Genomic DNA, 25,701 nt, shown 5'->3' with positions numbered 1-25,701 from the left:
GCAGGTCGTGCCTTTTTGTGTACTAGGGAGTTCCAACGGAATTTCCTAGTACACAAAAAAGGCTGCTGCAAAAGGATTTCTCCCTCTGCAGCAGCCTTTGGGGCGCCTTATGCTTCCCTTACAGCCTGTTTCATTTCCTTTACATATTCCGCTACATAAGGAACGCAGTCTTTTCCATATTTTGCGATCCGTTTTACAACGGCACTTCCTACAATGGCTCCGTCTGACAGCCCAGCCATCTTCTTTGCCTGCTCCGGCTCAGAGATACCAAAACCTACTGCGCACGGAACATCGGTGACCGCACGGATCTGCTCTACTAAAGCACCGATATCTGTCTTGATCTCGCTTCTTACACCGGTAACACCTAAGGAAGATACTACATAGATAAATCCTGTCGCTTCTTTTGCTACCATTGCAATTCTGTGGTCAGAAGTTGGTGCGATCATGGAGATCAGGTCCAGACCATATTTCTTGCAGATCGGTTCAAATTCTTCTTTTTCCTCATATGGCACATCCGGAAGGATCAGACCGTTGATGCCGATCTCTGCAGCCTTGGAGATAAAACGCTCAGAGCCATAGGAAAATACTACATTTGCATAGGTCATAAACACAAGCGAGATCTTTACTGTCTTTCTGATACGGACAACCATATCAAAGATCTTATCTGTGGTAGTTCCTGCAGACAGTGCTCTTACATTTGCTTCCTGGATCACAGGTCCTTCTGCTGTCGGATCAGAAAACGGGATCCCCAGTTCGATCAGGTCTGCACCTGCCTCTGCCATAGCGCATACCAGTTTTTCAGTAGTCTCCAGATCCGGGTCTCCACAGGTTAAAAACGGAATAAATGCCTTGCCATCTTTAAATGCATCTCTTATCTTAGTCATAAATATTCTCCCCTCTGTAGCGTGCGATCGCTGCGCAGTCTTTGTCTCCTCTTCCGGAAATGTTGATAACGATGATCTGGTCTTTTCCCATAGTCGGCGCCAGCTTCTTTGCATAGGCAACTGCATGGGCAGACTCAATGGCAGGAATGATGCCTTCGGTTCTTGACAGGTATTCAAAAGCATCTACTGCTTCATCATCGGTTACAGGTACATAGGTTGCACGGCCGGTATCATGTAACATAGCATGTTCCGGTCCGATGCCCGGATAATCAAGTCCTGCGGAAATAGAATATACAGGAGCAATCTGTCCGTATTCATCCTGGCAGAAATAAGATTTCATGCCATGGAAAATTCCCAGACGGCCGGTAGCAATGGTCGCTGCTGTTTCCGGTGTATCCGCGCCCCGTCCTGCTGCCTCGCAACCGATCAGCTTAACAGACGGATCGTTGATAAAGTTATAAAATGCGCCAATAGCATTGGAACCGCCGCCTACGCAGGCAAGCACTGCATCCGGAAGCTTTCCTTCTTTTTCCATCAGCTGTTCCTTGATCTCCTTGGAGATAACTGCCTGGAAGTCTCTTACGATAGTCGGGAACGGATGTGGTCCCATAACAGAACCAAGGCAGTAATGGGTATCGCTGATGCGGTTGGTCCACTCTCTGAAGCATGCAGAGCAGGCATCCTTTAAGGTTCCGGTACCTGTAGTTACAGGGATAACGGTTGCTCCTAGCAGTCTCATACGGTATACGTTTAAAGCCTGACGCTCGGTGTCTTCCTTACCCATATAAACCACACATTCCATTCCCATAAGAGCTGCTGCTGTAGCGGTTGCAACACCGTGCTGTCCTGCGCCGGTCTCAGCGATGAGGCGGGTCTTGCCCATTTTCTTGGCTAACAGCGCCTGTCCTAAAACATTGTTGATCTTGTGAGCGCCAGTATGGTTTAAGTCCTCTCTCTTTAAGTAGATCTTGGCTCCGCCCAGGTCTTTGGTCATCTTTTCTGCATAATACAGACGGCTTGGACGACCTGCATACTCATTTAACAATTCAGTCAGCTCCGCCTGAAACTGAGGATCATCTTTGTAATGATTGTAAGCCTCTTCCAGTTCGATCACTGCGTTCATCAGTGTTTCCGGAATATACTGGCCACCATGGATTCCGAAACGTCCTTTTGCATTTGACATATTTTTTTCCTCCTCTTGCCTTTCATGTACCATTTGTACACTTATCTGTGTCTGTTGTACATTTACCTGTGTTTTTTCCTTCTTTTCCTTCATCTGACGGGGCAGTTGTCAATGTTTCGTGCAAACACGGACTTTGACCGGCTGCTCACGCAAAAAAGTCCCTGACGATATAAATATCATCAGGGACGGAATAAACCGCGGTGCCACCTCTGTTTCACATAAGCTGTGCGCTCTGCGTAGTACAATCATACTACCGGCTATTAACGTCAGCCCCACGTCGCAGAATACTCGAAGTCACCTTCTTTGACTGCGCCCTCAACGGTCCATTTGACAATCTGGGTTCTATCGGACTTCCACCAACGCCGACTCTCTGTGAGGCCATAACTGCCGTTATCTCCGTTTCAACGGTTTTCTAATGAAGTTGTCTGGAGTATATCACTGTGACGTGGTGATGTCAAGAGGTGTTTTTCAGATTTTCTTTAGTCCTTTTCATTAATTTCAGAAACTGCCTGCAATGCACACACTGTCAGCGCAATTCCATCCATATACTCTTTAATGGATAAATGTTCATTTGGCGCATGATTATCTGAATCAGCATCACTCCATCGCACCTGAATAGCCGGTAGCTTTAAAATATTAGTCCACAAATAATCAGGGGCTGATGATGGTCTGCATGGGTAAATTACATATTCACCATAAATATCACGACAAATCTCTTCAACAGCCGGCAGATACGGCGTGTTCACATCTGTTTTTGAAGAAGGGATATAACCATCATTTTCAATTTTTACATTATCATATCCCATCATCTCAACGTGCCTCTTAATACATTGAAATACCTTCTCAGGATCCTGATCTGGTACTAAACGGCAATCGATCAATGCTTCCGCTTTTGCAGGAACTACTCCATTAGCTCCTGTTTTGATCCAGCAAATATTAAATGTAGGCTGTCCTAAAAGCCTTGGATAAAAGTCCTTGCCATAATTAGATGACTTTGCCTCATAAATTGTATTCAAACTGTCCTCTGACTTCGGCAGTTTATCCATGATCTCAATTTCTTTTTCTGTAAAAGGTAATATTCCTTCCTCAAAACCAGGTATCAGAATCTTATCTTTTGACTTGCACTTTCCCAATATCTCCACCAGCTGCCACGCAGCGGAAGGCAGTACCGGTGCATAACGGGCATGAACATTCCTATTCATCGTTTCAACTGTAATATGAACAGACAAATCTCCCTTTGCTCCCAGCGCAATGATAGGCAACCCACTAGGATCCTTTGGACCATCGCTGAAAAACACCAGATCTGCTGCCAATTCCGTCCTGTGCTCTGCCAGAAATTCTTCCAATCCTCTACTGCCGCATTCCTCATCCCCTTCAAATACAAAAATAACATTTACGGGAACTTCCATTTTTTTTCTGACAAAGTATTCCAAAGCTTTTAAATGCGCCATTAAAGGTGATTTATTATCAGCACTTCCTCTTGCATAAACTTTTCCATCACGTACTGTAGGAACAAACGGATCTGAATGCCACAATTTTCGTTCTCCAGCCGGTTTCACATCGTAATGGGCATAGATCAGAACTGTCTTTTTTTCCGGATCATTGCCAAACCTCCCTACCAGGACCGGAGCGGGTTTTACAGAATATTTTATCACTTGAATTCCAATTTCTTCCATTTTTTTCTGGATCCAGTCACAGCAAGTTTCAATTCCTTCCCCTGTTTCACTAACACTTATATGACGGATCAGTTCATACCAGTCTTCCAAAACCTGATTCTCATAATATTTTAGATATTCCTTAATATCTGATAAAAGTTTTTTGTTTTTCATGTCCACCTCTTTTACATTTCACTGATTTCTTTTAAAACTGTAGCTGTAAACTCAGTCCCTTTGATATAATTGGATAAAGTTAAATGTTCATTTGGTGCGTGATTATCAGAAGTAGCATCACACCAACGCACCTGGATCGTAGGAAGCCCCAGAATATTGGTCCACAAATAATCCGGTGCCGTTGATGGCCGATTAGGATATACCATGTACGGACCAAATACATTCTGGGTCGCTTTCTCCACCGGAAGCAGATACGGAGTATCAACCGGTGTTTTGGCAGGCTCTGTAATTCCATGACAAATGACTTCTACATTATCATATCCTAATTTTTTAATATATCGTTTCAGATTATCCAATATTTTATTGCCGTCCTGGGCAGCTACAAGACGCATATCAATTTTTGCAATTGCCTTTGATGTAAGAACAGTTGCTGTTCCGTTTCCTGTATATCCAGAACTGATTCCTGATATATTAAAGCTTGGGGTTCCATTTAATTGTATATAGTAACCCTTATCTGCCGGATAGATCGGATAGGCTCCATAACTTCTAAATAGATTTTCTCTCACGTCCGGCAGTTTATCGTATATAGCTTTTTCAATTTCTGTCGGCTGTACAACATCATCATAAAAGCCTGGGATATGGACAGTACCATCCTCTGTCTTTAATTTATTTAATAGCTGAACCATTTGCCATGCTGCACTCGGCAAAACAGGTGCATATTGGGAATGCACATTTCTGGTCATAGTTGTCAACACTAATTCTACATATAGCATTCCCTTTACACCAAGAGCAATAATCGGCTGGTCATTATGGTTTTTAGATCCATCGCTAAAATATACCATATCAGCTTTTAATAATTCTTTATGTGAGCGAAGAAATTCTGGCAATCCTTCACTATTACTTTCTTCTGAACCCTCAAAAATGGTTTTTATATTAACAGGCAATTCCCCATATTCTTTCAACCAAAATTCAATTGCATTTAAATGAGCCATTAATGGTCCCTTATTGTCTGCTGTTCCACGTCCGTACATTACCCCTTCTATAATTGTTGGCTCAAATGGCGGTGTTCTCCACTGAGTAAGGTCACCCTGAGGTTGTACATCATAATGAGCATATATCAAAACTGTCTTTTTTGAAGGATCTGCTCCAATTTTTCCAATAATCACTGAATGTGGCTCGATTGGATAAGTCTGTACATCCATACCAATTGCTTTCATCTTTTTCACTATTAGTTCACAGCATTTAGATACTCCTTCACCAGTACTGCTTACACTAGGCTGAGCTACAATCTCTGATAATCCTTCTATAAGTTTACTTTCATTTTCTTTTAAATACTCCCTTAAGCGATCTGAAAAAGACTTATGTTCCATTATAAATCCTCCTTTTTTAATAACATGTCTTCTCAAAACCATGTAATCCATTCAAAAAAAGCCAGACCTTATTCAGGACTGGCTGCACTACAAAAAAGAGAATATTATGCAATTCTCCTTTTCACATTCTATTCATTTCACTGTCTCATTTATCTAAAGCTTCTCACATATTTTCTTTTTTGTCAATCTTTTTTATCTTCAATTATTGCCACTCACCATCTATACCAACATTACTTTGATAATACAAAGCGGATCATGTCCAAAAAACGGGTGAAAACCGGATATTGTTTCATTTTTTCCGGATAAAAAGCCATATAATCCACCGTAATCGGAGGATTTCCTATAAGAAAACAAGCAGGTTTGCGTTCTTCGTTAAAATATGATAGATAGCTTTCAAAAATAAAGCCAACCCCTGCGCCTGCAGTGACCAGGCGTAAAATAGTCTCTGTTCTGGTATATATCTCTATTGTTTCTGGTCTCCATCCTAAAGAGGCAAAAAGTTGTTCTGCATGTTCCCTCAATGTATATGCTTCCGGCAGCAACATAAAATTTTCATTTTTAAACCAAGATAAATCGATCCAAGGATATGGCTTGGCAGATTTAATTCCATATGCGTTTAGCAAATGATTCTTTGGAGTGATAAACAGCAACCGGTCCTTCATCAAAAATTCCGCACTTATTCCCGGTATCTGCCTCATATGATTATGAAGTAAAAGATCAATTTCTCCCCTTTCCAGCATATTAAACAAATTTTCACCATGATTTTCGTTAAAAACAACATCCAATTTAGGAAATTCCTGTTTAACTGCCATAGTCAATGGCGGCACAACATGAGGAGCTCTGATCTGCTGGATTCCTACTCTAATACATGATAAATCCCGTTTTTTCAACACCTGAAGTTCTCTATCAAATTCTTCTTTTATGCAGAGCATCTTTTTAGCCTTATTAATATAAAGCTCCCCAGCAGGAGTTAATTTCATAGGAACTGCAGAGCGGTCAAATAACTTTACATCCAAATCCTTTTCCAAATGATTTAAGAATGTAGTTAATGCCGGTTGACTAATTCCCAGTTCTTTTGCCGCTCTTGTAATATTACTATGACGTTCCAAAGAAAGCATATAAATTTGTTCTTTTAAATTCAAAGACCATTTTCCTCCTCTCTGCCAAATATGCAAAATTTTCTCAGTATAATCAAACATTATGGGAAGCATTCTGTTATAAACAGATTTTATCTTTACAATTCTTTGTTTATTGATTATACTTCACTCAACATTTTCCTGCAACAGGAAGCTGTTTCTTTTCATTTCTGTTCTCATTTTCTTAATTTTTACTAAAGGGGGAATTTTTATGCTATCAGAAAAACAAAACGTACCTAAGAAAAAGTTCAAAGTGCCTCATACCTTTGTCATCATCATTGGTATCGTATTCATTGCCTCAATACTCACATGGATTCTACCGGCGGGAGAATTTGCCCGTGTTGAAAATGCTCAGGGAATTAAAGTAGTTGTTCCTGATCAGTTTTCATTTATTGCTAAAACCCCTGTAAATCCACTTTTAATTCCTAATTATATTATAGACGGTTTTTCCAGCAGTGCCAAACTGATTTTTATGGTCATCATGTCTGGTGGTGCTTTTAATGTTCTGGTTGAAACCGGTGCACTTCAGGTACTAATCGCAAAAGTAGTTGCAAAATTTGGCAATAAGGAAGCTATTTTCATCCCGCTTCTGCTCCTGGTTTTCGCTGCCATTGCTACTACACAGTCTGTAACTGTATTTATTGGATTTACTCCTGTTATCATTATGATGACAAGAGCTATGGGATTTGACTCCATTACTGGTGCTGCACTGCCACTTTTAGGTGGTGCCATTGGTTTTTCCACAGGTACTTTAAATACCTCAACTACCATTGTTGCCCAGAAAATTGCAGAACTTCCACTTTACTCCGGTATTCAATACCGTTTCTTCTGCTTCTTCGTTTTCTGGATTTTTACCAGTATTGCCCTGATCCGTTACGCACGTAAAGTCAAATCCAATCCTGCTTCAAGCCCTATGTACGAATTGGATAAACTGAGAAATGATGAAGATGTTGATGCCTCTCACGACTCTTCTCTGACTCCACGTAAGCTTCTGGTTCTTTTAACTTTAATTGGTTCCCTTGTTGTTCTGGTATGGGGTTGTGTAACACGAGGATGGGATCTTCCTGAAATATCTGTTGTCTTTATCTGGCTTGGTGTAATTTCAGGTGCTTTTGCTGGGTTTGGTCCAAGTACTATTGCTAAACATTTTGCAACAGGATGTCAAAAACTCACTGTATCTGCTTTAATCCTTGGTCTTGCAAGAGCTACATCTGGTGTTTTATCTTCAGCTAATATTCTGGATACTCTGGTTTACGGATGTACCATTGTACTTAATGCATTTCCTCCTGCACTACGTGGCATGTGTATGTACTGGGTTAATTTTATCATCAATATATTGGTAACTTCTGGTTCCGGACAAGCTGCTGTAGTTATGCCAATTTTTACTCCCGTTGCAGATATGGTCGGAATTACTCGTCAAACTGCTATTCTGGCATTTAACTTTGGCGATGGATTCTGCAATTACATTCTTCCTATGTCTACCGCATTAATGGGGAACTTAAGTGTTGCAAATATTCCTTACGATCGTTGGATGCGCTTTATGTGGAAAATCATGCTTCTCTGGTTGGCAGTAGGAAGTGCCCTGGTATTTATCGCTCAAATGATTCACTTAGGCCCCATGTAACGGCAAATATATCAAAAAACTTTTAATATTCACTATACGTTAGTAATTTCGAAAAAACGTCAAAGAGCCTTCTTTACTCTTTGACGTTTTTTATCAACTATCTGACTACGCCTGTGGCTGTCTAATACTGTCATAAACCTGTTGTACCTGGTTTTTCAGCTCATCATAGTAATCAAAATGGATCAGGACCAGTTTGGAATCAATCTGGCGTACATACCAGTCAGAGTGATGGGCGGTTCCATCACCAAAATCGTAGGAAGTCCTGCAATAGCGGAATTCATAGCCACCCAGGCTCACTTTACCTGAAGCATCTACCTTATAGCCATCTGTTCCCCCGTGACCAACTACTGCATCCATGAAACGATCCAGCTCCATGTCTGCCTCTGTAAAATCCACTGTAATACGGTAACTTAATTCAGGATCATTTACATCCACATGTTCGCCTCCAACCAGGGCATAGGTCTGGGCACTGCCATTTCCGATCATAACAGTAGCTTCCTCCGGGAAGGAAAGTGTCATATCTGCCCAGTAATTCGTATAGGTATTTCCTTCCAGTTTTCCAAGGGAATAATCCGGGGCCGCTTTCTCACTTCCGGCGATCATATTTCCCTTATCATCAAAGGTATACTGGGTCCCGTTAATGGTTCTGGTCACGGAAGTTACCATATGACCGCTTTCATCCACGTATTTCCAGCCACCATTTTCCTGTACCCAGGCACTGCGCTCAATATTTCCATTTCCATCCAGATGATAGGTAAGCCCATTTTCATCCTGTTCCCAGCAGCCTGCTGCCATCTGACCATCTGCCTTTTTATACTGCCAGTCCTCCCCATTTTTATACCAGCCTTCTACACCTGTATACGGCTTTAAAAGACCCAGAAATGCAGCAGCCCGCTGCGCCTGATCTGAGGAATAGGTCTGGCAGAGTACATAGATTTGGTCTCCTGTATTCCGGATATAAAAATCATTGACCAGCATCTTTTCCATCTGGTTGATAAAGGTCTGTGCCTGTGCTTTCTGCTTTTCAGAGAGCCCTCCTGACTCCAGCTGCCTGCGTATGGAATCCGCCATCATTTTTCCGTAATTTACTTTCAGATATTCATAATCTGCAGCTCCCAGCTTTACTGTACCGCTTTCTGTATCTGCCGGATCCAGACCGGACTCTGCCAGCTCCGCTTTTAAGGTTTCTACGCTAAAAGGCTGTCCGGAACCATCATCTGCAGGCAGGACCATGGCTGTATTGATGATATAACTTTTATTGGTTTCATCTACCATGGACGCCGCAAAATCGATTTTTCCGCTATCTTCCACAAGACCCGCTACGATCTCCCCGGAAAGAGCCGAAGAAGCGCCACTTCTGTCTACTTTATACTCTGCCGGTGCGCTAAATTCAAAGCCGCCCATACGGCTTGTTACAGTCTGACCATTAATATAGCTTAAGCCCAGCGGATCTGCAAAAGCTGCAAAAGCACCTGCTGCCGCCAGTGACATTCCAAGAGCCAGTGTCAGCACGTTTCTTGATAAGGTACGTTTTTTCATATATATTCTCCCTGTACTTTCAAATATATTCAACCCATGTACTCTCAGGATCTTTTTGTATCCGATTTTGCGAGTACATCTAACAAAAAAGCAGGGGCCGACCCAGGCAAAATACCTGTGAAACAGCCCCCGCAACTCTGTGTCGTGCTTCTTATTGTACTATTTATTCTGCTTTCTGTCCAGCCATGATCATCATAATATCATTGCTGCGGTTTACAAACCCGGTCATACGCTCCGGTGACAGCTGGCCATGTGCCAGGCTTGCCAGATCATACAGCTGTTCGCAGATCTTGGCTGTATTTTCCCCGTCTTTGTGCTCCAGAACATATTTTACCAGTGGATGATTAGCATTTAATACAAGAGTCTCGCCTGTTGCGCCGAAAGCACTCATATCCATACCGCCCATGCTGTACATCTTCATCATATCCTGCATACGTCTTGTTTCCTCAGATACAGTGATCATAGATGCAACAGATGCGTTCTTCATCTTCTCAACCTTGATATCCAGCTTATCGTTATTTAAAGCCTTCTTAAATACCTCTGTCAGCTCTTCGCTGGTCTTCTTAAAGGCTTCGTCATCTTCCTTTACTTCTTCCTTGAAAGAAGCATTTAAATCTGTATCAATACGCAGGAACTTAAGTCCTTCATGCTTCTGCTCTACATGGCTGATAAATGGATTATCAATAGCGGCAGGCATGATCACTGCGTCAATGCCTTCTTCCTTAAACATGTTGATATACTGGCTCTGCTCTTTTTCGTTGGTTACATAGAAAATGGTATTTTCATGTTTTTCCTTGTTCTCTTCCAGGCAGTCATTTAAGGTAAGATACTTGCCTTCCAGGTTCTTATACAGGATATAGTCGCCCATCTTCTCAGCAAACTTCTCGTCCTTGATATAACCATATTTGATAAATGGAGCAATATCGTCCCAGTATTTCTCATAGTTCTCACGGTCAGTCTTGCACATACCGGACAGCTTGTCTGCTACCTTCTTGGTAATATAATCAGAGATCTTCTTTACAAAACCGTCATTCTGCAGCGCGCTACGTGACACGTTAAGAGGCAGATCAGGACAATCAATAACGCCCTTTAACAGCATCAGGAACTCAGGGATAACTTCCTTAATGTTATCAGCGATAAATACCTGGTTGTTGTACAGCTTGATAGTTCCCTCTAAGCTGTCGTATTCCATGTTGATCTTCGGGAAGTATAAGATACCCTTTAAGTTAAACGGATAATCCATGTTCAGATGGATCCAGAACAGTGGTTCCTTGTAATCCCTGAATACCTTGCGGTAGAAGTCCTTGTACTGCTCGTCTGTACACTCATTTGGATGCTTATTCCACAGCGGGTTGGTATCGTTTAATGCAACCGGGCGCTTTAAGATCTTATATTTCTCTCTGGATGGCTCAACTTCTACTGTTTCCTTGGTACCATCCTCTTTTTCCTTTTCTTCTGTCTTTGCAGGTTCGATGACAGTCTCAACTACTGTATCCTTATCTGTCAGCTCATCTTTTTCAATGGTCTCATATTCCGGCTCTGCAGTCTCATTCTTTAAGAAAATGTTTACAGGCATAAATGCGCAGTATTTTTCGATAACTTCTCTTGCTCTGTATTCATTTGCAAATTCAGTGCTTTCTTCGTTCAGATACAGCTTAATAGAAGTACCAACTTCTGCCTTGTCGCCTTCGGTCATCTCAAAGTTGATGCCGCCTTCAGACTCCCAGTGTACCGGCTTTGCATCTTTCTGGTAAGACAGGGAATTGATCTCAACCTTGTCAGCTACCATAAATGCAGAGTAGAAACCAAGACCGAAGTGACCGATGATCTGATCCTCATTTGCCTTGTCTTTGTACTTCTCCATAAAGTCCTGAACACCGGAGAATGCGATCTGGTTGATGTATTTGTCGATCTCTTCTTCTGTCATACCAAGACCATTGTCTTCAATAGTGATGGTCTTATCTGTAGGATTTACACTGACCTGGATCTTGTACTCAACCTCTTCCGGTTTCTCGTACTCTCCCATCAGTTCTAACTTCTTTAATTTAGTAATCGCATCACAGCCATTGCTGATCAGCTCTCTGTAAAAAATGTCATGGTCGGAATACAGCCACTTTTTGATCACAGGGAAAATATTTTCACTTGTTATAGATAAACTGCCTTTCTTTGCCATAATATACGCCTCTTTCTTATAAATCTTCTTAATAATCTTATGTGTTATCAAAATCTGAATAAGCGGATCTTACTCACAACGTATATTGTAGTACCGATATATCTAAAAGTCAACAAAAAATTAGCACTCATTTTAGTTGAGTGCTAGCAAGCAATTATTTCAACCGCCGTTTCATCTCCTCTTAAAGACGCAATATAGCTTTTCTTCACTGCGTCTATATCTCTTACGTCCACATCATCCGCTATTGACGCAAAATCATGATCCGTTTTAAGAACCGTAGGCGCAGCATCCTCATATCGTATAACAAGTCCCTTAAATACCACTTCTTTTCTTTTTTCGTATCCATCCCGGATATATCCTGCTTTGTATACATGATACAACCTTATATTTACAGCATTAAAATGGATCCCCTGATACATTCCTTCATACGGATCTTTGACTTCCCATTCTTCCCATTTTCCTTGAAACAGCCCCAGACTTTCAAGAAATCTCTCCACAAATTCCGATTAAGATTTCACCTGTTTTAAGAAATTTAATAACTATTATATTTTGTTATTAAATTCTCCGCAAACCATTGAAAACACTGGATTTGTCGCAGGTGAGCTTTCCCTTATTGTTTCCCTTGTGTTATATCGTCCCACCAGTGTTTACGAACTCTGATAAGGGCAAATACAAGGGTGCAGGACATCCGGTGGATGTCCGCTTTGCACCGACCGTAGCGAAGCGAAGACCACAAGAGGTCCGGTGGACCTCTGCTCTGTGCCGACCGAAGCGGCAGCGGAGACCAAGAAAATTCTATAAAACAGTATAACACAAAATAAAAGTGACATGGTGAACTGATTGAAATGCTTCTGATTTTTGCAACAAATGATTGATTTAACGATAAGGAGATTTGATACGATGAGAACAATATTTGCAGAATACAATCCCAAGCGCAACAGTATTGATGTTTACACAAGTGCCGGCTATATGCTTCGCATTGACTGCTGGGAAGCTGAAAAGAATTTAAAGACTACACCTGGATCAGACTGTGCATTAAACGCACTCGCCATTGATGATCCTCTTGAATATGCAAGATTATATCTTGATGGAAATTTGCAGATGTGAGTAGATGCAGAAGATTCACTTGAACTTTAATATTTCCTGTTAAAAACATATGATAAAAGTCCCCCTTACTATTTTTGAAGGAGGACTTTTATTAAAATTAGAACTTATAACAATCCACTGTATATTTTTAAATCTTCATCCTTAAACACATTAAAGATTACCTTTTTGATTCTGCTGTCTTTGTTAAGATACTGCTTTACAGTGTTCGTTGCAATCTCGGCAGCTCGTTGCTGTGGAAAACGGAATACACCTGTAGACAAACAACAAAATGCAATGGATTCTGCACCAGTATCAGCAGCAAGCTTTAGGCACTCTGTGTAACAGCTTGCGAGCAGTGCTTCATCATCTTTTGTGACTTTCCATTGTATAATAGGTCCTACCGTATGAAGAATATATTTTGCCGGAAGATTGTAGCCCGATGTTATCTTTGCTCTGCCGGTCTCTTCTTCATGCCCCTGCTTTGCCATAATTTCATGCATTTTCAGACGCAGCTCAATTCCTGCATAAGTATGAATAAAGTTATCGATGCAGGCATGCATCGGCGAAAAACAACCAAGCATCTGTGAGTTGCAGGCATTTACGATTGCGTCACATCTCAGTGTCGTAATATCACCCTGCCAGATATATAATCTCGAATCGGATTTTACAGGTACAAGCGTGGCAACATCTGTGATTCCACGCTCTATATTTTTTTCTGAAAGATACTCATCCTGTATTTTCAAAAAATCATTACTGATTGGTCTTGGCGGTCTTGATCGGAGCAGATTTTCCTGCCCCTGCTTATCCGTAGGAATGTTCTGTCTGCCAAACCGTATTTCTTCTTTTAAAAGATACTGAATCAGATATTCTCTTCGCTCATCCTGTGTCATAATACCAGCCCCCTTATATCAGTAATTGCCTTTGCCATATCACCGCCAATACCGATTGCACGCTTCCCGAAACTTTCCGGCACAACAGCTTCGTCCATATTCAGGCGTATCAAGCTGTATGACGAGTTCTCCCGCACCATCTTTTCAAAAGGAAATCGTATAATAATAGGCGTGTTAAATCCAACTCCCAGTTCCAGAAGAACAACCTTTTTATCCTTATTCTGTTCCAGGAAATCCGCATATCTGTCAGCTGCCTCATGCCACGCTTCATCTTCCACAAAATAATTATCACAACGGAGATTCATAGCCATATTGCCGCCACAAACCGGACATTTTGGTACAAGCTCTGATGGAATCAGGCAGTCTCTTCTTGCTTCATCCATTTTACGAAACAGAGCTTCTGCATCGTAAGTCTTTGGATGACAGGCTTTCTGACACTGGATTTTTCCATAATCTCCCTGTGTTGCAAATATTCTTTTTCCATCGAATCCCGCTTTATAAAACTGATGATCCACATTGGTTGTAAGTACAAAATATTCTTTGTTCTTTACAATATCATAAAGCTCTGTATAAAGCGGCAATGCCGGAGGATCAAAGCGGTTCATCAATGCATGTTTTGACCAGTATCCCCACTTTGCCTCCTCAGACGGATATGGATAAAATCCGGCTGCATACATATCTGTCATGTAATGCCCACCGTATTTTTTTATAAATTCTGCAAAATGGTCTGTAAACCTTTTACCGCCATACTGAATTCCTGCCGCTGTCGATGCCCCGGCTCCTGCCCCGATTATAACACAGTCTGCACTTCTTATATTCTCTGCTGCCCTGTCAATCTGGTCTTCATATGCATCCTTTTGGAATACATAATCCATTGCCGGAGTACTACATAAAAAGTTTCTCCAGTCAGCATGCCCTTTTCTGATTTTCTTAAAGATCATAATTAACCTCTTTTCTCAATACACTGCTTCGGACAAATTTCTGCACATCTTCCGCAATGCAGACAATGATTCTGGTTGATAGTAACCGGAACTGAAGATATATCAATACACTTTTGCGGGCATACAGAATAACACAACTTACATCCGATACAGTCTTTTCCAACAAAATAACCTGTCTGAACAGCTTCGGTTTTCCCGATTGTTATAGTATCCCTCACAATATTTGATGGATTGCTGATATCAAAATACTCTCCCTGTGCCTCATACAACCGAAACACTTCGATTGCATCTTTCGTATCTCCCGGATAGATTTTCTTCATATAAGGATTTTTTTCAAACATAATATCAAGATTCTTTTTTCCGATGTTCTTTATTTTTCCACGCAGGGACACCGCAATTTTGTCTTTTGTTGCGGATATTGCCACATACTGCTGATCCATTAACTGGTCATAAAATGCTTTTCCCTTTGCTGTAAGGAAATACACACCTTCTTCATCATAGTACATCATATCTATGATTCTTGTCTGAGGATGTCCATCTGAACCTATCGTTGCAACTGTTGTTGAATGAATTTCATCCACAAGAAGTTTGAGATAATCCATTTTTGTCATTTCAAATTCTCTCCTTTCAGTATCGGTGTAAGTTTTTTATATATCATCATGGCAATTGCTCCAATCACCAAACCTTTTAAGATATTAAACGGCAATGCATTGAATAGCACAACGTCCAATTTTGTCTTAATAAATGGCAGAAATTCACCAAATGATGCGATCAGCTGATCCAGCGGCATAAATGTTTCAAACAGGGGTAGCAGAATAAAATAATTTACAATCGCTGCGGCTATTCCCATAACTACGCTTGAAATAACACATGCCCACATCGCCATTTTCCTAGTCTTTTTGTATTTGTATATAAAACCGGCAGCCAGTACATAGGATGCACCCATCAGAAAATTGGCAAGTTCACCAATTCCCCCCGTTGATGTTGACAGAAGCTGCAATATATTTTTTATCATTTCTATCATCACTCCTGTAACCGGTCCAAACGCAAATGCCCCAATCAGTGCAGGTAAATCTGACAGATCCATTCGTGCAAATGATGGACTCAAAGGAACCGGAAACTCAAAAAATGCCAACACATATGATATAGCTGCCAGTAGAGCTGTCATTGTTATCGTCCTTGTAGAAACCAGATTTTCTCTTGTTTTAATAGTTGCTGTATTGTTACTCATAAATCTCCTTTTTGTGAGATATGCCTGAATTTAAAACAGCCCGCAGGACGGGATTTCCTGCGGGACTTCCTTTATCATATCTTCTCTCATCCGGACTTTACCGTCGGTTATGGAATTGCACCATATTAGCTTTTTGCTCGCAGACTATACTGCCGGTCAGGAATTATACCTTGCCCCGAAGACTGTATTTTTTTGTTGATTACCTGTTATTAAAATTCATAAGGTGGATTTCCAGAGAAATCTGCGATTACACCATGAGGATTTTCAAGATAGAATACCTCAAAAATAGGATTATCTGCTGTCTGGTACTGTCCCTTAACGATTGGATTATTCATGCATCCTTCCTTTACACTCTTGTTGTCCTCAAATACTGCTTTACCATGAATACGAATCCATGCATATTCTGGCGAAGAAACAGAAACTTCTACTTCAGGATTTGCTAACATATCCTTGTAAACATCCTTTGTGTTGTTTGTACAAAACCAAAGCTTTCCATCCTGCTCAAAGCAGAACATGAATGGACGGCATTTTGCCTTTCCATCTCTTCCGACTGTTGCTAAATACTGAACTGGATTTTTCTGTAAAAATTCTACTACTTTCTGCATTTTAAATTACCTCCTTGATTTGTTGTAACATTATTTGTTACATCTTATGTTTGTACTGTAGCACTTGTTTGATGTAATGTCAATAGTTACATCAAGCTTTTTGTAACTTTTTTTATTACAACTCCCTTTAAAGGTTTTGCATTGATTACAACAAATGAAAAAGGCTCCGAAAATTGTGATGATATAATCACGCATCCGAAGCCTTCTGTATGCTACTCTTTCTCTGTATACATTGCAATATCTTTTTTCACATCAGCAAGTGTCATTTCTGAAAGCTTTTCCTCCATCGCCCTCTGTACCTCTAACAGCCTCTTATCAAGAACATGATGAATATTCTTTCCTACCGGACATTTCTGATTGGGATTCTCATGAAAATGAAATAGTTCTTCATCTGGTGAACACTCCACTGCTTTATACACATCAAGGAATGTAATCTGCTCCAATGGTCTGGTAATTGTCACACCGCCTGTCCCTCTTGCAACTTCAATAAGACCAGCAGCCTTTAATTGTTGCAATATTTTACGGACAATCACCGGATTGGTTCCAATGCTTGCTGCCATAAAATCACTGGTCATCTTCTGATCTGAAAATGTATCTATACAGGCAAACATATGGATTGCCATTGTAAATCTGCTTGAAATCTGCATTATAAACACCTCTCTTCGACAGTAATCATATCAAAAAACAGATGTAATTTCAATGGTTACATTGTAGGATTTATTATAATCCTGTATCGGTGTTATTAATTGTAATTGTGGTATTTTCTAATAATAAAATAACTGATTGTCAATTCCATAAATGGGAACTTGTCGATTTCCTTGCAATAGAAAACAACATTCTGATTTACTCACTATTTCGCAATTACTATTTTCAAAGTGATATCCCCATTTGACAAAAGTCCCGTCACATCACCTTCTGGAAGATTCATTTTCCCCAGTCTGGTATATGCCCATGAATTTGAGCCATAAAACGCTACTATTTTGTCTCCACTGTATAGAACTATATCACCGCTATGAGTAGTTATCTGCTCATCATTTTTTGTATAACTTTTTTCCAGTGAACCAACCTGCTCATTGTCGCTATACATAGACATCTGCACAACGATATCACCTTTGCCAGCTTCTTCCATAAGTTCTTGCACAGTCTGATTATCTTCCCATATAACCGGGATTTCAGTGTCATTAAAATATAACTTCATGTATTCTTTCTCATCATCAATCGCCGATTTGTCGGTAATTTCTGTTTCCTCTACAGCTGAAATTTGAGATTCAGTACTATTGTCTATCATTTCTTCGGATATATCATTTTCAAATGAAACACTTCTTTTTTCTCTGCATCCTGCAAGCCCAGATAAAACTAACACACAAAGACTAAGTAATAGTACTCTTTTCAAACTTATAATCCCTTTCCAAGTTCATATGCTTTCTTCATCACATCCGCATGACCAGCAGCTGTATTTGCAGCATCAATTCCACCGCCACTTACTATGCCTTTTAAGGATGCCTTTTCAAAACAGTCTACCCAGCCTTGCAGACCATTATAGGCTTTTTCAAATGCACTTTCATCATTCTCAGCGGCAGTTGCAATCATATAAATATCTCTGAATGAATAATCTGCCGAATATAAAGGATTCAATCTATCAAGAAGTGTTTTCATCTGGCCACACATCTCATAGTAATAAATTGGTGTTGCATAGACAATGACCTCCGCATCCTTTACCTTTGCCATAATATCTGCAACATCATCCTTCAGTACACACCTTCCATTCTTCTGACAGGATAGACAACCGATACAATATTTGATATCTTTTCCTTTCAAAGAAAGAAGTTCCACATCATGCCCCGCTTCTTTTGCTCCCTTTGCACACTCATTTGCAAGTATATCAGAATTGCTGCCTCCTCGAAGACTTGTCGATATGATCAATACTTTTTTTGCCATAATTAAATTTCTCCTTTTCCATTGTTATTTTTAATGCCCTTTGAGACAGCTCGTGCATAACCAGATGGTCTTCACTTCCTGCATCTACGATATATATTCCTCACATGTCATGACTAACCAACCCCATTTTCTTCGAAAAATCTCTGGATTTTATCAAATGGGATCACATCCAGATTATCGTAAAGATCTGTATGCACAGCCCCCGGAATTGTAAGCAGCTCTTTATTGGATGTGTACTTGCTGTTCTTAATCATATTCTCATAAGCATCTTTTCCAAAATAATAGCTGTGTGCTTTTTCTCCATGAACGATAAGGACTGCACTTCTGATCTCATTACTGTACTTTAATATTGGCTGATTCATAAATGACATACATCCAATACTGTTCCATCCATCATTGGAATTCAGGCTCTTTTTATGATAACATCTGCCTTTATAATACTCACTGTAATCTTTTACGAAGAAAGGTGCATCCTCTGGAACCGGAAGTGGAACACAACCCCCGCCTCTGGAATATTCGCCTTTACGGTATTCTTCTGTTCTGAGGGTATTCAGCGACTGTTTCTTCGCATAACGTGCTTCTTCACTGTCCTCAGAATCAAAGTATCCGTTCGCATTTACCCTTGTAATATCATACATGGTAGATGCAACGGTTGCTTTTATTCTTGTATCCAATGCAGCTGCGTTAAGAGCCATTCCACCCCAGCCACAGATTCCAATGATTCCTATTTTATCCGCATCCACATCTTCCTGAACAGAAAGGAAATCAACAGCAGCCATGAAATCTTCTGTATTAATATCCGGAGAAGCCATGAATCTTGGATTGCCTCCACTTTCCCCCGTAAAAGAAGGATCAAATGCAATGGTAAGATATCCTTTTTCAGCCATCGTCTGCGCATATAATCCGGAACACTGTTCTTTGACTGCACCAAATGGTCCGCTTACGGCAATCGCAGGGTATTTCCCCGATACATTTTTCGGCTTATACAAATCTGCAGCAAGTGTGATTCCATAACGATTTACAAATGTTACTTTCTGATGAGCTACTTTTTCACTCTGTGGAAAAGTTTTATCCCATTCAGATACCAGCTTTAATTCTTCTGTTTTCAACATATTTATCATCCTCCATATACAAAATTCTTGTAAATATACTAACAATAGTATATGATATAAATATCATACAACCTAAAGCTAACTTTAGGTCAAGCATATTTTGAAAGAAGGTTTTTTATGTATACAATCGGTCAGGTCGCTGCAATGTTTGGTATTCCTGTTTCTACCTTAAGGTATTATGACAAGGAAGGCTTTTTCCCTAATCTGGAACGTAAGGGAAACATCCGTTATTTCAGCGATAATGAATTAGAAGCGCTTCGTATTATTGAATGTCTGAAGAAATCCGGTCTTGAGATCAAAGATATAAAGCAATTTTTTGTCTGGGTATCTGAAGGCAGCTCCAGCTACGAAAAAAGGAAAGAATTATTTGAAGTCAGAAAATCAGCTGTTGAAACTGAAATTCAGGAACTTCAAAAAACTCTCTCCCTCTTAAAATTCAAGTGCTGGTATTATGAAACAGCAATGAAAGATGGTAACGAAAATGCTATAAATGCCATGTTGCCTGACAAACTTCCCCAAAATATACAGAAACTATATGACAAAGGGCATGAATGATTTTTGCTTTCTCCATCAAGCTTGAAGTTGCACATGAATAGAACAATATTCAAAGTTTCTGTTCTTAATAAATCCCGATTTTCCTCGGACAACAGACCATCCTAAATATGCAGATATGCAGAAAAGGGGCAACTGCGCCCTTTTCCTGCCTTCCGGCGAGAACAGGTCCGGGCAGCGCCCTGTGCCCCCGGAGGGTTTTACCCAACGAACTGAGTTCGTATTTTGATTTTGATAGAAATATATTTGCAATTTTCAAGGTTCATTTGAGCCTTTTTATTTGACTCAGTTTTTCATAGATTATTTGACACTACCGCCTTTTTACTTGTCAAACCTGCTACCGGCAGCTTCTTTCAGATACATGGCATCAAAAAAGATCCACCGTACTCCTATTGTACAGTGGATCAAATGAGAAAAATATTAACGATTGGTTAGGACTTTGCCGGATAGGATCCGGCTGTAAGATCTTACGGCAGGAAATCTCTTATCTTCTTACTTCTGGACGGATTGCGAAGTTTTCTTAACGCAGCAGTCTCGATCTGTCTGATCCGCTCTCTGGTAACTTTGAAACGCTTTCCTACTTCCTCCAGTGTCATAGGATGTCCGCTTTCCAGGCCAAATCTTAAAATGATAACTTCCCTTTCTCTTGGGTTCAAGCCCTGGAGCATCTGGTCGATCTCTTCTCTTAAGAAGACGCTTTCTGCCTTTTCTTCTGTGGAAGCATTGGAGTCATCTGCTACGAAATCCCCTAAGTTGGAACCGTCTTCATCACCTACCGGAGTCTCTAAAGATACTGTATCTCCAGAAGACTGCATCAGTTCTGTTACACGTTTTTCAGACATTCCCACTTCCTTGCCGATCTCTTCATTAGAAGGCTCTCTTCCCAGTTTTACAGCTAAGGCTCTCTGGGCCTTTCGGATGCGGTTCACTGCTTCTACCATGTGGACTGGCAGGCGGATGGTGCGGGACTGGTCTGCTAAGGCTCTGGTAACAGACTGCTTCACCCACCAGGTAGCATAGGTACTGAGGCGGTATCCCTTGGTATAATCAAACTTCTCTACTGCCTTCATCAGGCCGATATTTCCTTCCTGGACCAGATCCAGAAAACTCATGCCTCTGCCAGTATAGCGCTTTGCAATGCTGACTACCAGGCGAAGGTTTGCTTCCACTAACTTTCTGCCCGCTTCTGCGTCCCCTTCGGATTTGCGCTTTGCCAGGTCCTGTTCCTGCTCCTGAGTCAGCAGCGGAATGGAACCGATCTCCTTTAAATATTCACGGATGGGATCCGTACTTGCAACGCCTTCTAACAGCTGTTCCGAGGTAGCAGTTGTCTCTTCTTCCTCTTCTGCAGAAGAAGGGGTAAAATCATCGTTATCCCCGTCATCTAAGGAATCGTTGTGGCTCCATCTGTATTTATCTCCAATGATACTGGAAACAGACTCATCATTATCATCTGCATCATCTAAAAGAAGGCTGTCATCGGTTGCCCCCTCTTCCTCCTCTGTCAGTATCTGGATCCCTTTCTTCTCCAGCTTGGCATAAACAGCTTCCATTTCCTCCGGTGTTACCTGTTCCTTTGCAAAAGCATCCAGAACCTGTGTCATCTGGAGTTTGTTTTCACTGGCTGCTGCCAGCGCTGTCAGTTCAGCCAGTTTCTGCGAAAAATTGTTTTTATCCATGCCATTTCCTCCATTGCTGCTTATGTTCTCTCAGGGTCTTTCTGTGCCTGAAAAGGCAGGTACACGAAAGACTCCAAGAGGACATTTGTACGCTTTCAGAATTTTTATCCTTTTACAGACAATCTTCTTCCTGCTCTTATCCTTCAGTTGCCTCTGTACATGGAATCTCATGGGACTGTAAAAACTGTTTAACTGCCTTATCCCACTCAAGATCCAGAGTTTTGTCCATGGTGAAAAAGTTTAATGATGTTCCGGTGATACAGTACATTTTCCCGTCATCGTAACGTATGTTCAGATACAGTCCCTGGATCTGGCTTCCTTCGATCCCGGCACCTGTTCTGGCTGCAAACTTCTCTGTGCCTGCCTTTGGCAGCTGCAGCACGATACGAAAACTTCCGGGAAGCTTTTTTCCCTTGATCAGTGAAAAACAAAAAGGCCTTAAGGTCTTCCAGGATGAAAACTCTTCTATATGGTTTTCTTCCCGTTCCTCCTCTGTGTAATAGCCCTGTTTTACATGTCCGTCAATGGAAAAACTGTTGTAGGTGGTAATGTTTACTTCCTTTACCAGAAATGCATCAAAATCCTCCCGTACAAACAGCTTGGTAGTAAAGGACTTTACATCTTCGGCCTTTAATGCGATCATCTGTATTCTCCCGTCTGAAAATTTCCAAATTCTTTATCAATTATACAATTTTTCAGTTAAAACGTCAATCAGGTTTATACAAAAAGCATAAGGGAAAGACTGGTGTCCGCGCCTGTTGGTGCGGGACTGATGCAAGAAGCACATGGGAAAACCGTGTCCGCAGAGCCCAAATATATAGCAAAAGAGAGTGAAACTGCAAAGTCTCACTCTCTTTAGTATGTTACGTATCTTTTATTTTAATCAGAAACCATAGGCACATCTTCCCCAACTGCCTTACGTCCCATATTGTGGACCAGTCTGTAATAAGTTGGAAGAAGGATCAGTGTCAGGATCGTTGCTGCGATCAGACCACCTACATCTACCAGTGCAAGGCCCTGCATCATGGCACCGGATTTACCGTAAGCAACTGCGTTAGGAAGCATGGAGATCACGGTTGTTCCTGTTGTCATCAAAATAGGTCTCATACGGATAGCACCAGCTTCTACCAGCGCCTTATCCAGAGGCATTTCTGCAAGGAACTGGTTTACCGTATCTACATACAAAATACCATTGTTTACTACCGTACCAACTAACATCAGGAAACCTAACATAGATACCATACTGATGGGACTGTCTGCCAGGAACAGAAGTCCAAAGGATCCTATCAGTGAGAATGGAATGGTCGTCATGATCATCAGTGAGAACTTAGGTGACTCAAACTGGATAGCCATTACAACAAATACCAGGAAAACGCCGGTTATAAGAGCGCCTCCTAAAGCACCGATCTCGCTTCCCATGCTCTCATCCATGGCATTTGGCGCCATTTCTACCTCATTTGGCATATTCCAGTTACGCACAAATTCCTTCACATCTTTTTCAGCTGTTTTCTTATACTCAGACTGTGGCTCCATCGTAATAGATACCTGGTACTGCTTATTCTTACGCTGGATCTGCTGCGGACTGTCTTCGTAGTGGATCGTCGCCAGATCTTCCAGAGGAAGGGTTGTTCCTGTAGCTGTGGTGATCATCATTCCCTGCAGTTTGTCAATGCTGTCATATTTATCTGCATCAAATTCTACTCTTACATCTGTATCTTCACCGTTTACACGGACTGTGGTTGCCTTGATACCACTTAAATTGCTGTAGATCAGAGATCCGATGGACGCAGGTGTAAGACCTTCTGCCTGTGCTAAAACAGGATCTACATTTACCTTGATAACAGGTGCCGCATTTTCAATAGAAGAATGTACCTGCATTACATCTTCTCTCTTACGCAGTTCTTCTACCAGTTCATCAGAAGCTTTCTTTAAAGCATCGTAATCGGTACTCTGTAAGTCAACTTCGATCTGATTGGTACTGCTCATGGAGGAAGAAGTGGTACTTCCCTGTTCCATTGTTACAGAAATATCTTTGTAATTTTCTGTTTCACGGGTCCATTTGTCGATGACTTCATCTGTGGACATTTTACGGTCATCCTTTAAGTAAGCACTTAAGGTAACGCTGCTGCCGCCCATGGTACTTAAACCACTGGAACCGTATGTCAGCAGATAATGATCGACTTCTTCGTCATTTGCCACCATATTTTCAATCTGGGACACTGTGTCATTAACAGCAGCAACAGAAAGACCCGGTTTTGTTTTAACAGTTACATCTACAATACCTTCATCTGTAGAAACCATCAGCTTTACATCCAGTCTGGAAGCTAAGAAGAAGGAAAATACAAGCAGTAAAATACTGGCACTGATAACTGTCTTTGTCTTCGGGATAATACCAGGCATGATATTACGGTAAATTTCCTGGCATTTACGTATAAAACCGGCAACAGGTGCATTTTCCTTTTCTACCGGATGCCACTGATAATAACACAGCGGTACGATGGTGACCGCAGAGAATAAGGACGCGATCAAACTGAATACGATCGTGAAACCTAACTGCTTAAACATTTGACCGGACAGACCGGAAAGCATTGCCAGCGGGATAAATACAACGCAGGTAGTGGCTGTACCACCTACAATGGAAGTGATCATAATACGGCTTCCTTCAATAGCCGCATCAAAAAAGTTTCTATGTTCTTTTGCACGGAAACAGCCATCCAATACGTTGATGGAGTTATCTACCATCATACCTACACCAAGTACCAGGGATGTCAGTGAGATTACGTTTAAGGAAAATCCCATAAGCGACATGGCAATCAGGGTCAGCATGATTGAAATAGGGATAGAAGTACCTACAATAACAGAGGCACGTATATCTCCGTAGAACAGCCACAGAATGATCATAGACAAAATGACCGCCATGATCATAGTCTGGAATACGTTGGTAATTGATTCGGTGATCATATCACTGGAATCATTGACCACGGTAAATGTAAGTCCCGGATAAGTCTTTTCCAGTACACTTACCTGCTTTAAAACATCTTTTGATACATCAATAGCAGTAGAACTCTGCTGTTTTTTAATGGATACAGATACAATGTCCTGACCATTATAACGGCCAATAGAATCTGCATCTTCCAAAGCATTGGAAACAGTTGCCACATCAGAAAGATGGATCACATCTCCATTTGCCAGCGGGATCGCTACATTTTTCAGTGCTTCTGTGTTGTCAAAATCATTTCCGACGCTGACAGACAGATTCTGCTTTCCTACGTTTACATCACCTGCAGGAATGGTAAAGTCTGCAGCACCTACAAACTGTGCAATACGTGACATGCTAAGGCCATACTGCGCTACTTTTTCAGGATCCAGCTTGATGCTGATATATTCTTTCTGGCCACCTGCCAGAGAAACTTCACCAACAGAACCTAATTTTTCCAGTTCCGGCTTGATATTGTTTTCTACATATGTATAAAGGTTTCCGTCTACCTGACCACCTACAGCCAGTGTGATAACAGGCTGGGAGTTCATATCCATTTCCATGATATTTGGCTCATTTGCGTCATCAGGCAGGTCACTCTTAATACCGTCGATCGCTTTCTTTAAGTTGATGTATGCAGTATCAATGTTGGTACCGTAATTATATTCAACTAAAACGATGGCTACGTTATCCTGTGAGAAGGAATAAACGTTTTTAACATCATCCAATGACGAAACCGCATCTTCTTGTTTGGTTGCGATCAGGTCCTTGATATCATCAGGGCTTGCTCCTGCGTAAACAGTGCTGACAACCAGCATAGGGAATTCCATCTCAGGAGTCAGCTCTACCTTGGTCCCTAACAGGGACTGGATACCAAAATATGCAATGGTCAGCAAACACATGATAATGGTCACAGGCTTGCGTACCGCAAATTTTGTCAGATTTAACATCT

General features: G+C 41.1%; 23 protein-coding genes and 1 riboswitch. Of the genes, 3 read left to right on the top strand and 20 right to left on the bottom strand.

Going from position 1 to position 25,701, the window contains the following annotated elements; translation table 11 throughout:
- Nucleotides 1-107: 107 nt before the first annotated feature.
- The 5 genes from trpA to DW251_RS15420 form a co-directional block, all read right to left on the bottom strand.
- Nucleotides 108-884, bottom strand: a complete 777-nt coding sequence (gene trpA / locus DW251_RS15440; RefSeq protein WP_021871441.1) for a tryptophan synthase subunit alpha — start codon at nt 882-884, stop codon at nt 108-110.
- A complete protein-coding gene (gene trpB / locus DW251_RS15435; protein ID WP_118301669.1) occupies nt 877-2,067 on the bottom strand; it encodes a tryptophan synthase subunit beta in 1,191 nt (396 codons plus the stop codon). The genes trpA and trpB overlap by 8 nt, the downstream gene beginning before the upstream one ends.
- Before the next feature lie 479 nt (nt 2,068-2,546).
- Nucleotides 2,547-3,896, bottom strand: coding sequence for a M20/M25/M40 family metallo-hydrolase (locus DW251_RS15430; protein ID WP_118301668.1), 1,350 nt, complete (start codon nt 3,894-3,896; stop codon nt 2,547-2,549).
- An 11-nt stretch (nt 3,897-3,907) separates the two neighbouring features.
- A complete protein-coding gene (locus DW251_RS15425) occupies nt 3,908-5,266 on the bottom strand; it encodes a M20/M25/M40 family metallo-hydrolase (protein ID WP_182433639.1) in 1,359 nt (452 codons plus the stop codon).
- 230 nt (nt 5,267-5,496) lie between these two features.
- Nucleotides 5,497-6,408: a LysR family transcriptional regulator gene (locus DW251_RS15420; protein ID WP_021871437.1), complete on the bottom strand. Its 912-nt coding sequence runs from the start codon at nt 6,406-6,408 to the stop codon at nt 5,497-5,499.
- Nucleotides 6,409-6,613: 205 nt separating this feature from the next.
- On the opposite strand from DW251_RS15420, the gene DW251_RS15415 reads away from it, so the two are divergent.
- Complete coding sequence (locus DW251_RS15415; RefSeq protein ID WP_118301665.1) at nt 6,614-8,026, top strand: Na+/H+ antiporter NhaC family protein; 1,413 nt, start codon at nt 6,614-6,616, stop codon at nt 8,024-8,026.
- A 105-nt stretch (nt 8,027-8,131) separates the two neighbouring features.
- Here DW251_RS15415 and DW251_RS15410 read toward each other — a convergent pair whose 3' ends face one another.
- The 3 genes from DW251_RS15410 to DW251_RS15400 all read right to left on the bottom strand — a co-directional run bounded on the left by DW251_RS15410 (nt 8,132) and on the right by DW251_RS15400 (nt 12,235).
- Nucleotides 8,132-9,565 carry a hypothetical protein gene (locus tag DW251_RS15410; protein WP_118301664.1) on the bottom strand — a complete coding sequence of 478 codons (1,434 nt, stop codon included), beginning with the start codon at nt 9,563-9,565 and terminating at the stop codon, nt 8,132-8,134.
- 163 nt (nt 9,566-9,728) lie between these two features.
- On the bottom strand, nt 9,729-11,738 hold the full coding sequence (htpG, locus tag DW251_RS15405; protein ID WP_118301663.1) for a molecular chaperone HtpG: 2,010 nt from the start codon (nt 11,736-11,738) through the stop codon (nt 9,729-9,731).
- 143 nt (nt 11,739-11,881) lie between these two features.
- Complete coding sequence (locus DW251_RS15400; RefSeq protein ID WP_118301662.1) at nt 11,882-12,235, bottom strand: hypothetical protein; 354 nt, start codon at nt 12,233-12,235, stop codon at nt 11,882-11,884.
- A gap of 403 nt (nt 12,236-12,638) precedes the next feature.
- Here DW251_RS15400 and DW251_RS15395 point away from each other — a divergent pair, with 403 nt between their 5' ends.
- Complete coding sequence (locus tag DW251_RS15395; protein ID WP_118301661.1) at nt 12,639-12,845, top strand: DUF6061 family protein; 207 nt, start codon at nt 12,639-12,641, stop codon at nt 12,843-12,845.
- Nucleotides 12,846-12,949: 104 nt separating this feature from the next.
- Here the strand turns inward: DW251_RS15395 and DW251_RS15390 are convergent, their stop codons facing one another.
- The 9 genes from DW251_RS15390 to DW251_RS15345 all read right to left on the bottom strand — a co-directional run bounded on the left by DW251_RS15390 (nt 12,950) and on the right by DW251_RS15345 (nt 19,538).
- On the bottom strand, nt 12,950-13,714 hold the full coding sequence (locus DW251_RS15390; RefSeq protein WP_118301660.1) for a protein-ADP-ribose hydrolase: 765 nt from the start codon (nt 13,712-13,714) through the stop codon (nt 12,950-12,952).
- Nucleotides 13,711-14,655, bottom strand: a complete 945-nt coding sequence (locus DW251_RS15385) for a Sir2 silent information regulator family NAD-dependent deacetylase (protein ID WP_118301659.1) — start codon at nt 14,653-14,655, stop codon at nt 13,711-13,713. The genes DW251_RS15390 and DW251_RS15385 overlap by 4 nt, the downstream gene beginning before the upstream one ends.
- Nucleotides 14,656-14,657: 2 nt before the next feature.
- Nucleotides 14,658-15,266, bottom strand: a complete 609-nt coding sequence (locus tag DW251_RS15380; RefSeq protein WP_118301658.1) for a 4Fe-4S binding protein — start codon at nt 15,264-15,266, stop codon at nt 14,658-14,660.
- The gene (locus DW251_RS15375; protein WP_118301657.1) at nt 15,263-15,886 is read right to left on the bottom strand and encodes an ECF transporter S component; all 624 of its coding nucleotides are present in this window, start codon (nt 15,884-15,886) and stop codon (nt 15,263-15,265) included. Before DW251_RS15375 ends, DW251_RS15380 begins: the two co-directional genes overlap by 4 nt.
- Before the next feature lie 74 nt (nt 15,887-15,960).
- Nucleotides 15,961-16,073: riboswitch (FMN riboswitch) on the bottom strand.
- A gap of 22 nt (nt 16,074-16,095) precedes the next feature.
- Nucleotides 16,096-16,491, bottom strand: a complete 396-nt coding sequence (locus DW251_RS15370) for a pyridoxamine 5'-phosphate oxidase family protein (protein WP_005337265.1) — start codon at nt 16,489-16,491, stop codon at nt 16,096-16,098.
- Between the two features lie 212 nt (nt 16,492-16,703).
- Complete coding sequence (locus DW251_RS15365) at nt 16,704-17,138, bottom strand: Rrf2 family transcriptional regulator (RefSeq protein WP_005337264.1); 435 nt, start codon at nt 17,136-17,138, stop codon at nt 16,704-16,706.
- Between the two features lie 203 nt (nt 17,139-17,341).
- A complete protein-coding gene (locus DW251_RS15360; RefSeq protein ID WP_118301656.1) occupies nt 17,342-17,884 on the bottom strand; it encodes a cyclophilin-like fold protein in 543 nt (180 codons plus the stop codon).
- A 2-nt stretch (nt 17,885-17,886) separates the two neighbouring features.
- Nucleotides 17,887-18,429: a flavodoxin family protein gene (locus DW251_RS15355; RefSeq protein ID WP_118301655.1), complete on the bottom strand. Its 543-nt coding sequence runs from the start codon at nt 18,427-18,429 to the stop codon at nt 17,887-17,889.
- 113 nt (nt 18,430-18,542) lie between these two features.
- On the bottom strand, nt 18,543-19,538 hold the full coding sequence (locus DW251_RS15345) for an alpha/beta hydrolase (RefSeq protein WP_347474680.1): 996 nt from the start codon (nt 19,536-19,538) through the stop codon (nt 18,543-18,545).
- Nucleotides 19,539-19,658: 120 nt separating this feature from the next.
- Here DW251_RS15345 and DW251_RS15340 point away from each other — a divergent pair, with 120 nt between their 5' ends.
- Nucleotides 19,659-20,096 (top strand): MerR family transcriptional regulator, encoded by a 438-nt coding sequence (locus DW251_RS15340; RefSeq protein ID WP_118301653.1) that lies wholly within the window; start codon nt 19,659-19,661, stop codon nt 20,094-20,096.
- Between the two features lie 464 nt (nt 20,097-20,560).
- Here the strand turns inward: DW251_RS15340 and DW251_RS15335 are convergent, their stop codons facing one another.
- The 3 genes from DW251_RS15335 to DW251_RS15325 all read right to left on the bottom strand — a co-directional run bounded on the left by DW251_RS15335 (nt 20,561) and on the right by DW251_RS15325 (nt 25,699).
- On the bottom strand, nt 20,561-21,772 hold the full coding sequence (locus tag DW251_RS15335; protein WP_118301652.1) for a sigma-70 family RNA polymerase sigma factor: 1,212 nt from the start codon (nt 21,770-21,772) through the stop codon (nt 20,561-20,563).
- 136 nt (nt 21,773-21,908) lie between these two features.
- The gene (locus DW251_RS15330) at nt 21,909-22,415 is read right to left on the bottom strand and encodes a DUF5721 family protein (protein ID WP_118301651.1); all 507 of its coding nucleotides are present in this window, start codon (nt 22,413-22,415) and stop codon (nt 21,909-21,911) included.
- Between the two features lie 236 nt (nt 22,416-22,651).
- Entirely contained in the window at nt 22,652-25,699 is a 3,048-nt protein-coding gene (locus DW251_RS15325) for an efflux RND transporter permease subunit (protein WP_021871431.1), read from the bottom strand.
- Between the last annotated feature and the right edge of the window lie 2 nt (nt 25,700-25,701).

Source organism: Clostridium sp. AM22-11AC (genome assembly GCF_003473545.1).
Taxonomy (GTDB): domain Bacteria; phylum Bacillota; class Clostridia; order Lachnospirales; family Lachnospiraceae; genus Enterocloster.
Note: the sequence above shows the minus strand (reverse complement) of the source record. Positions and strands in the feature narration are given on the sequence as shown.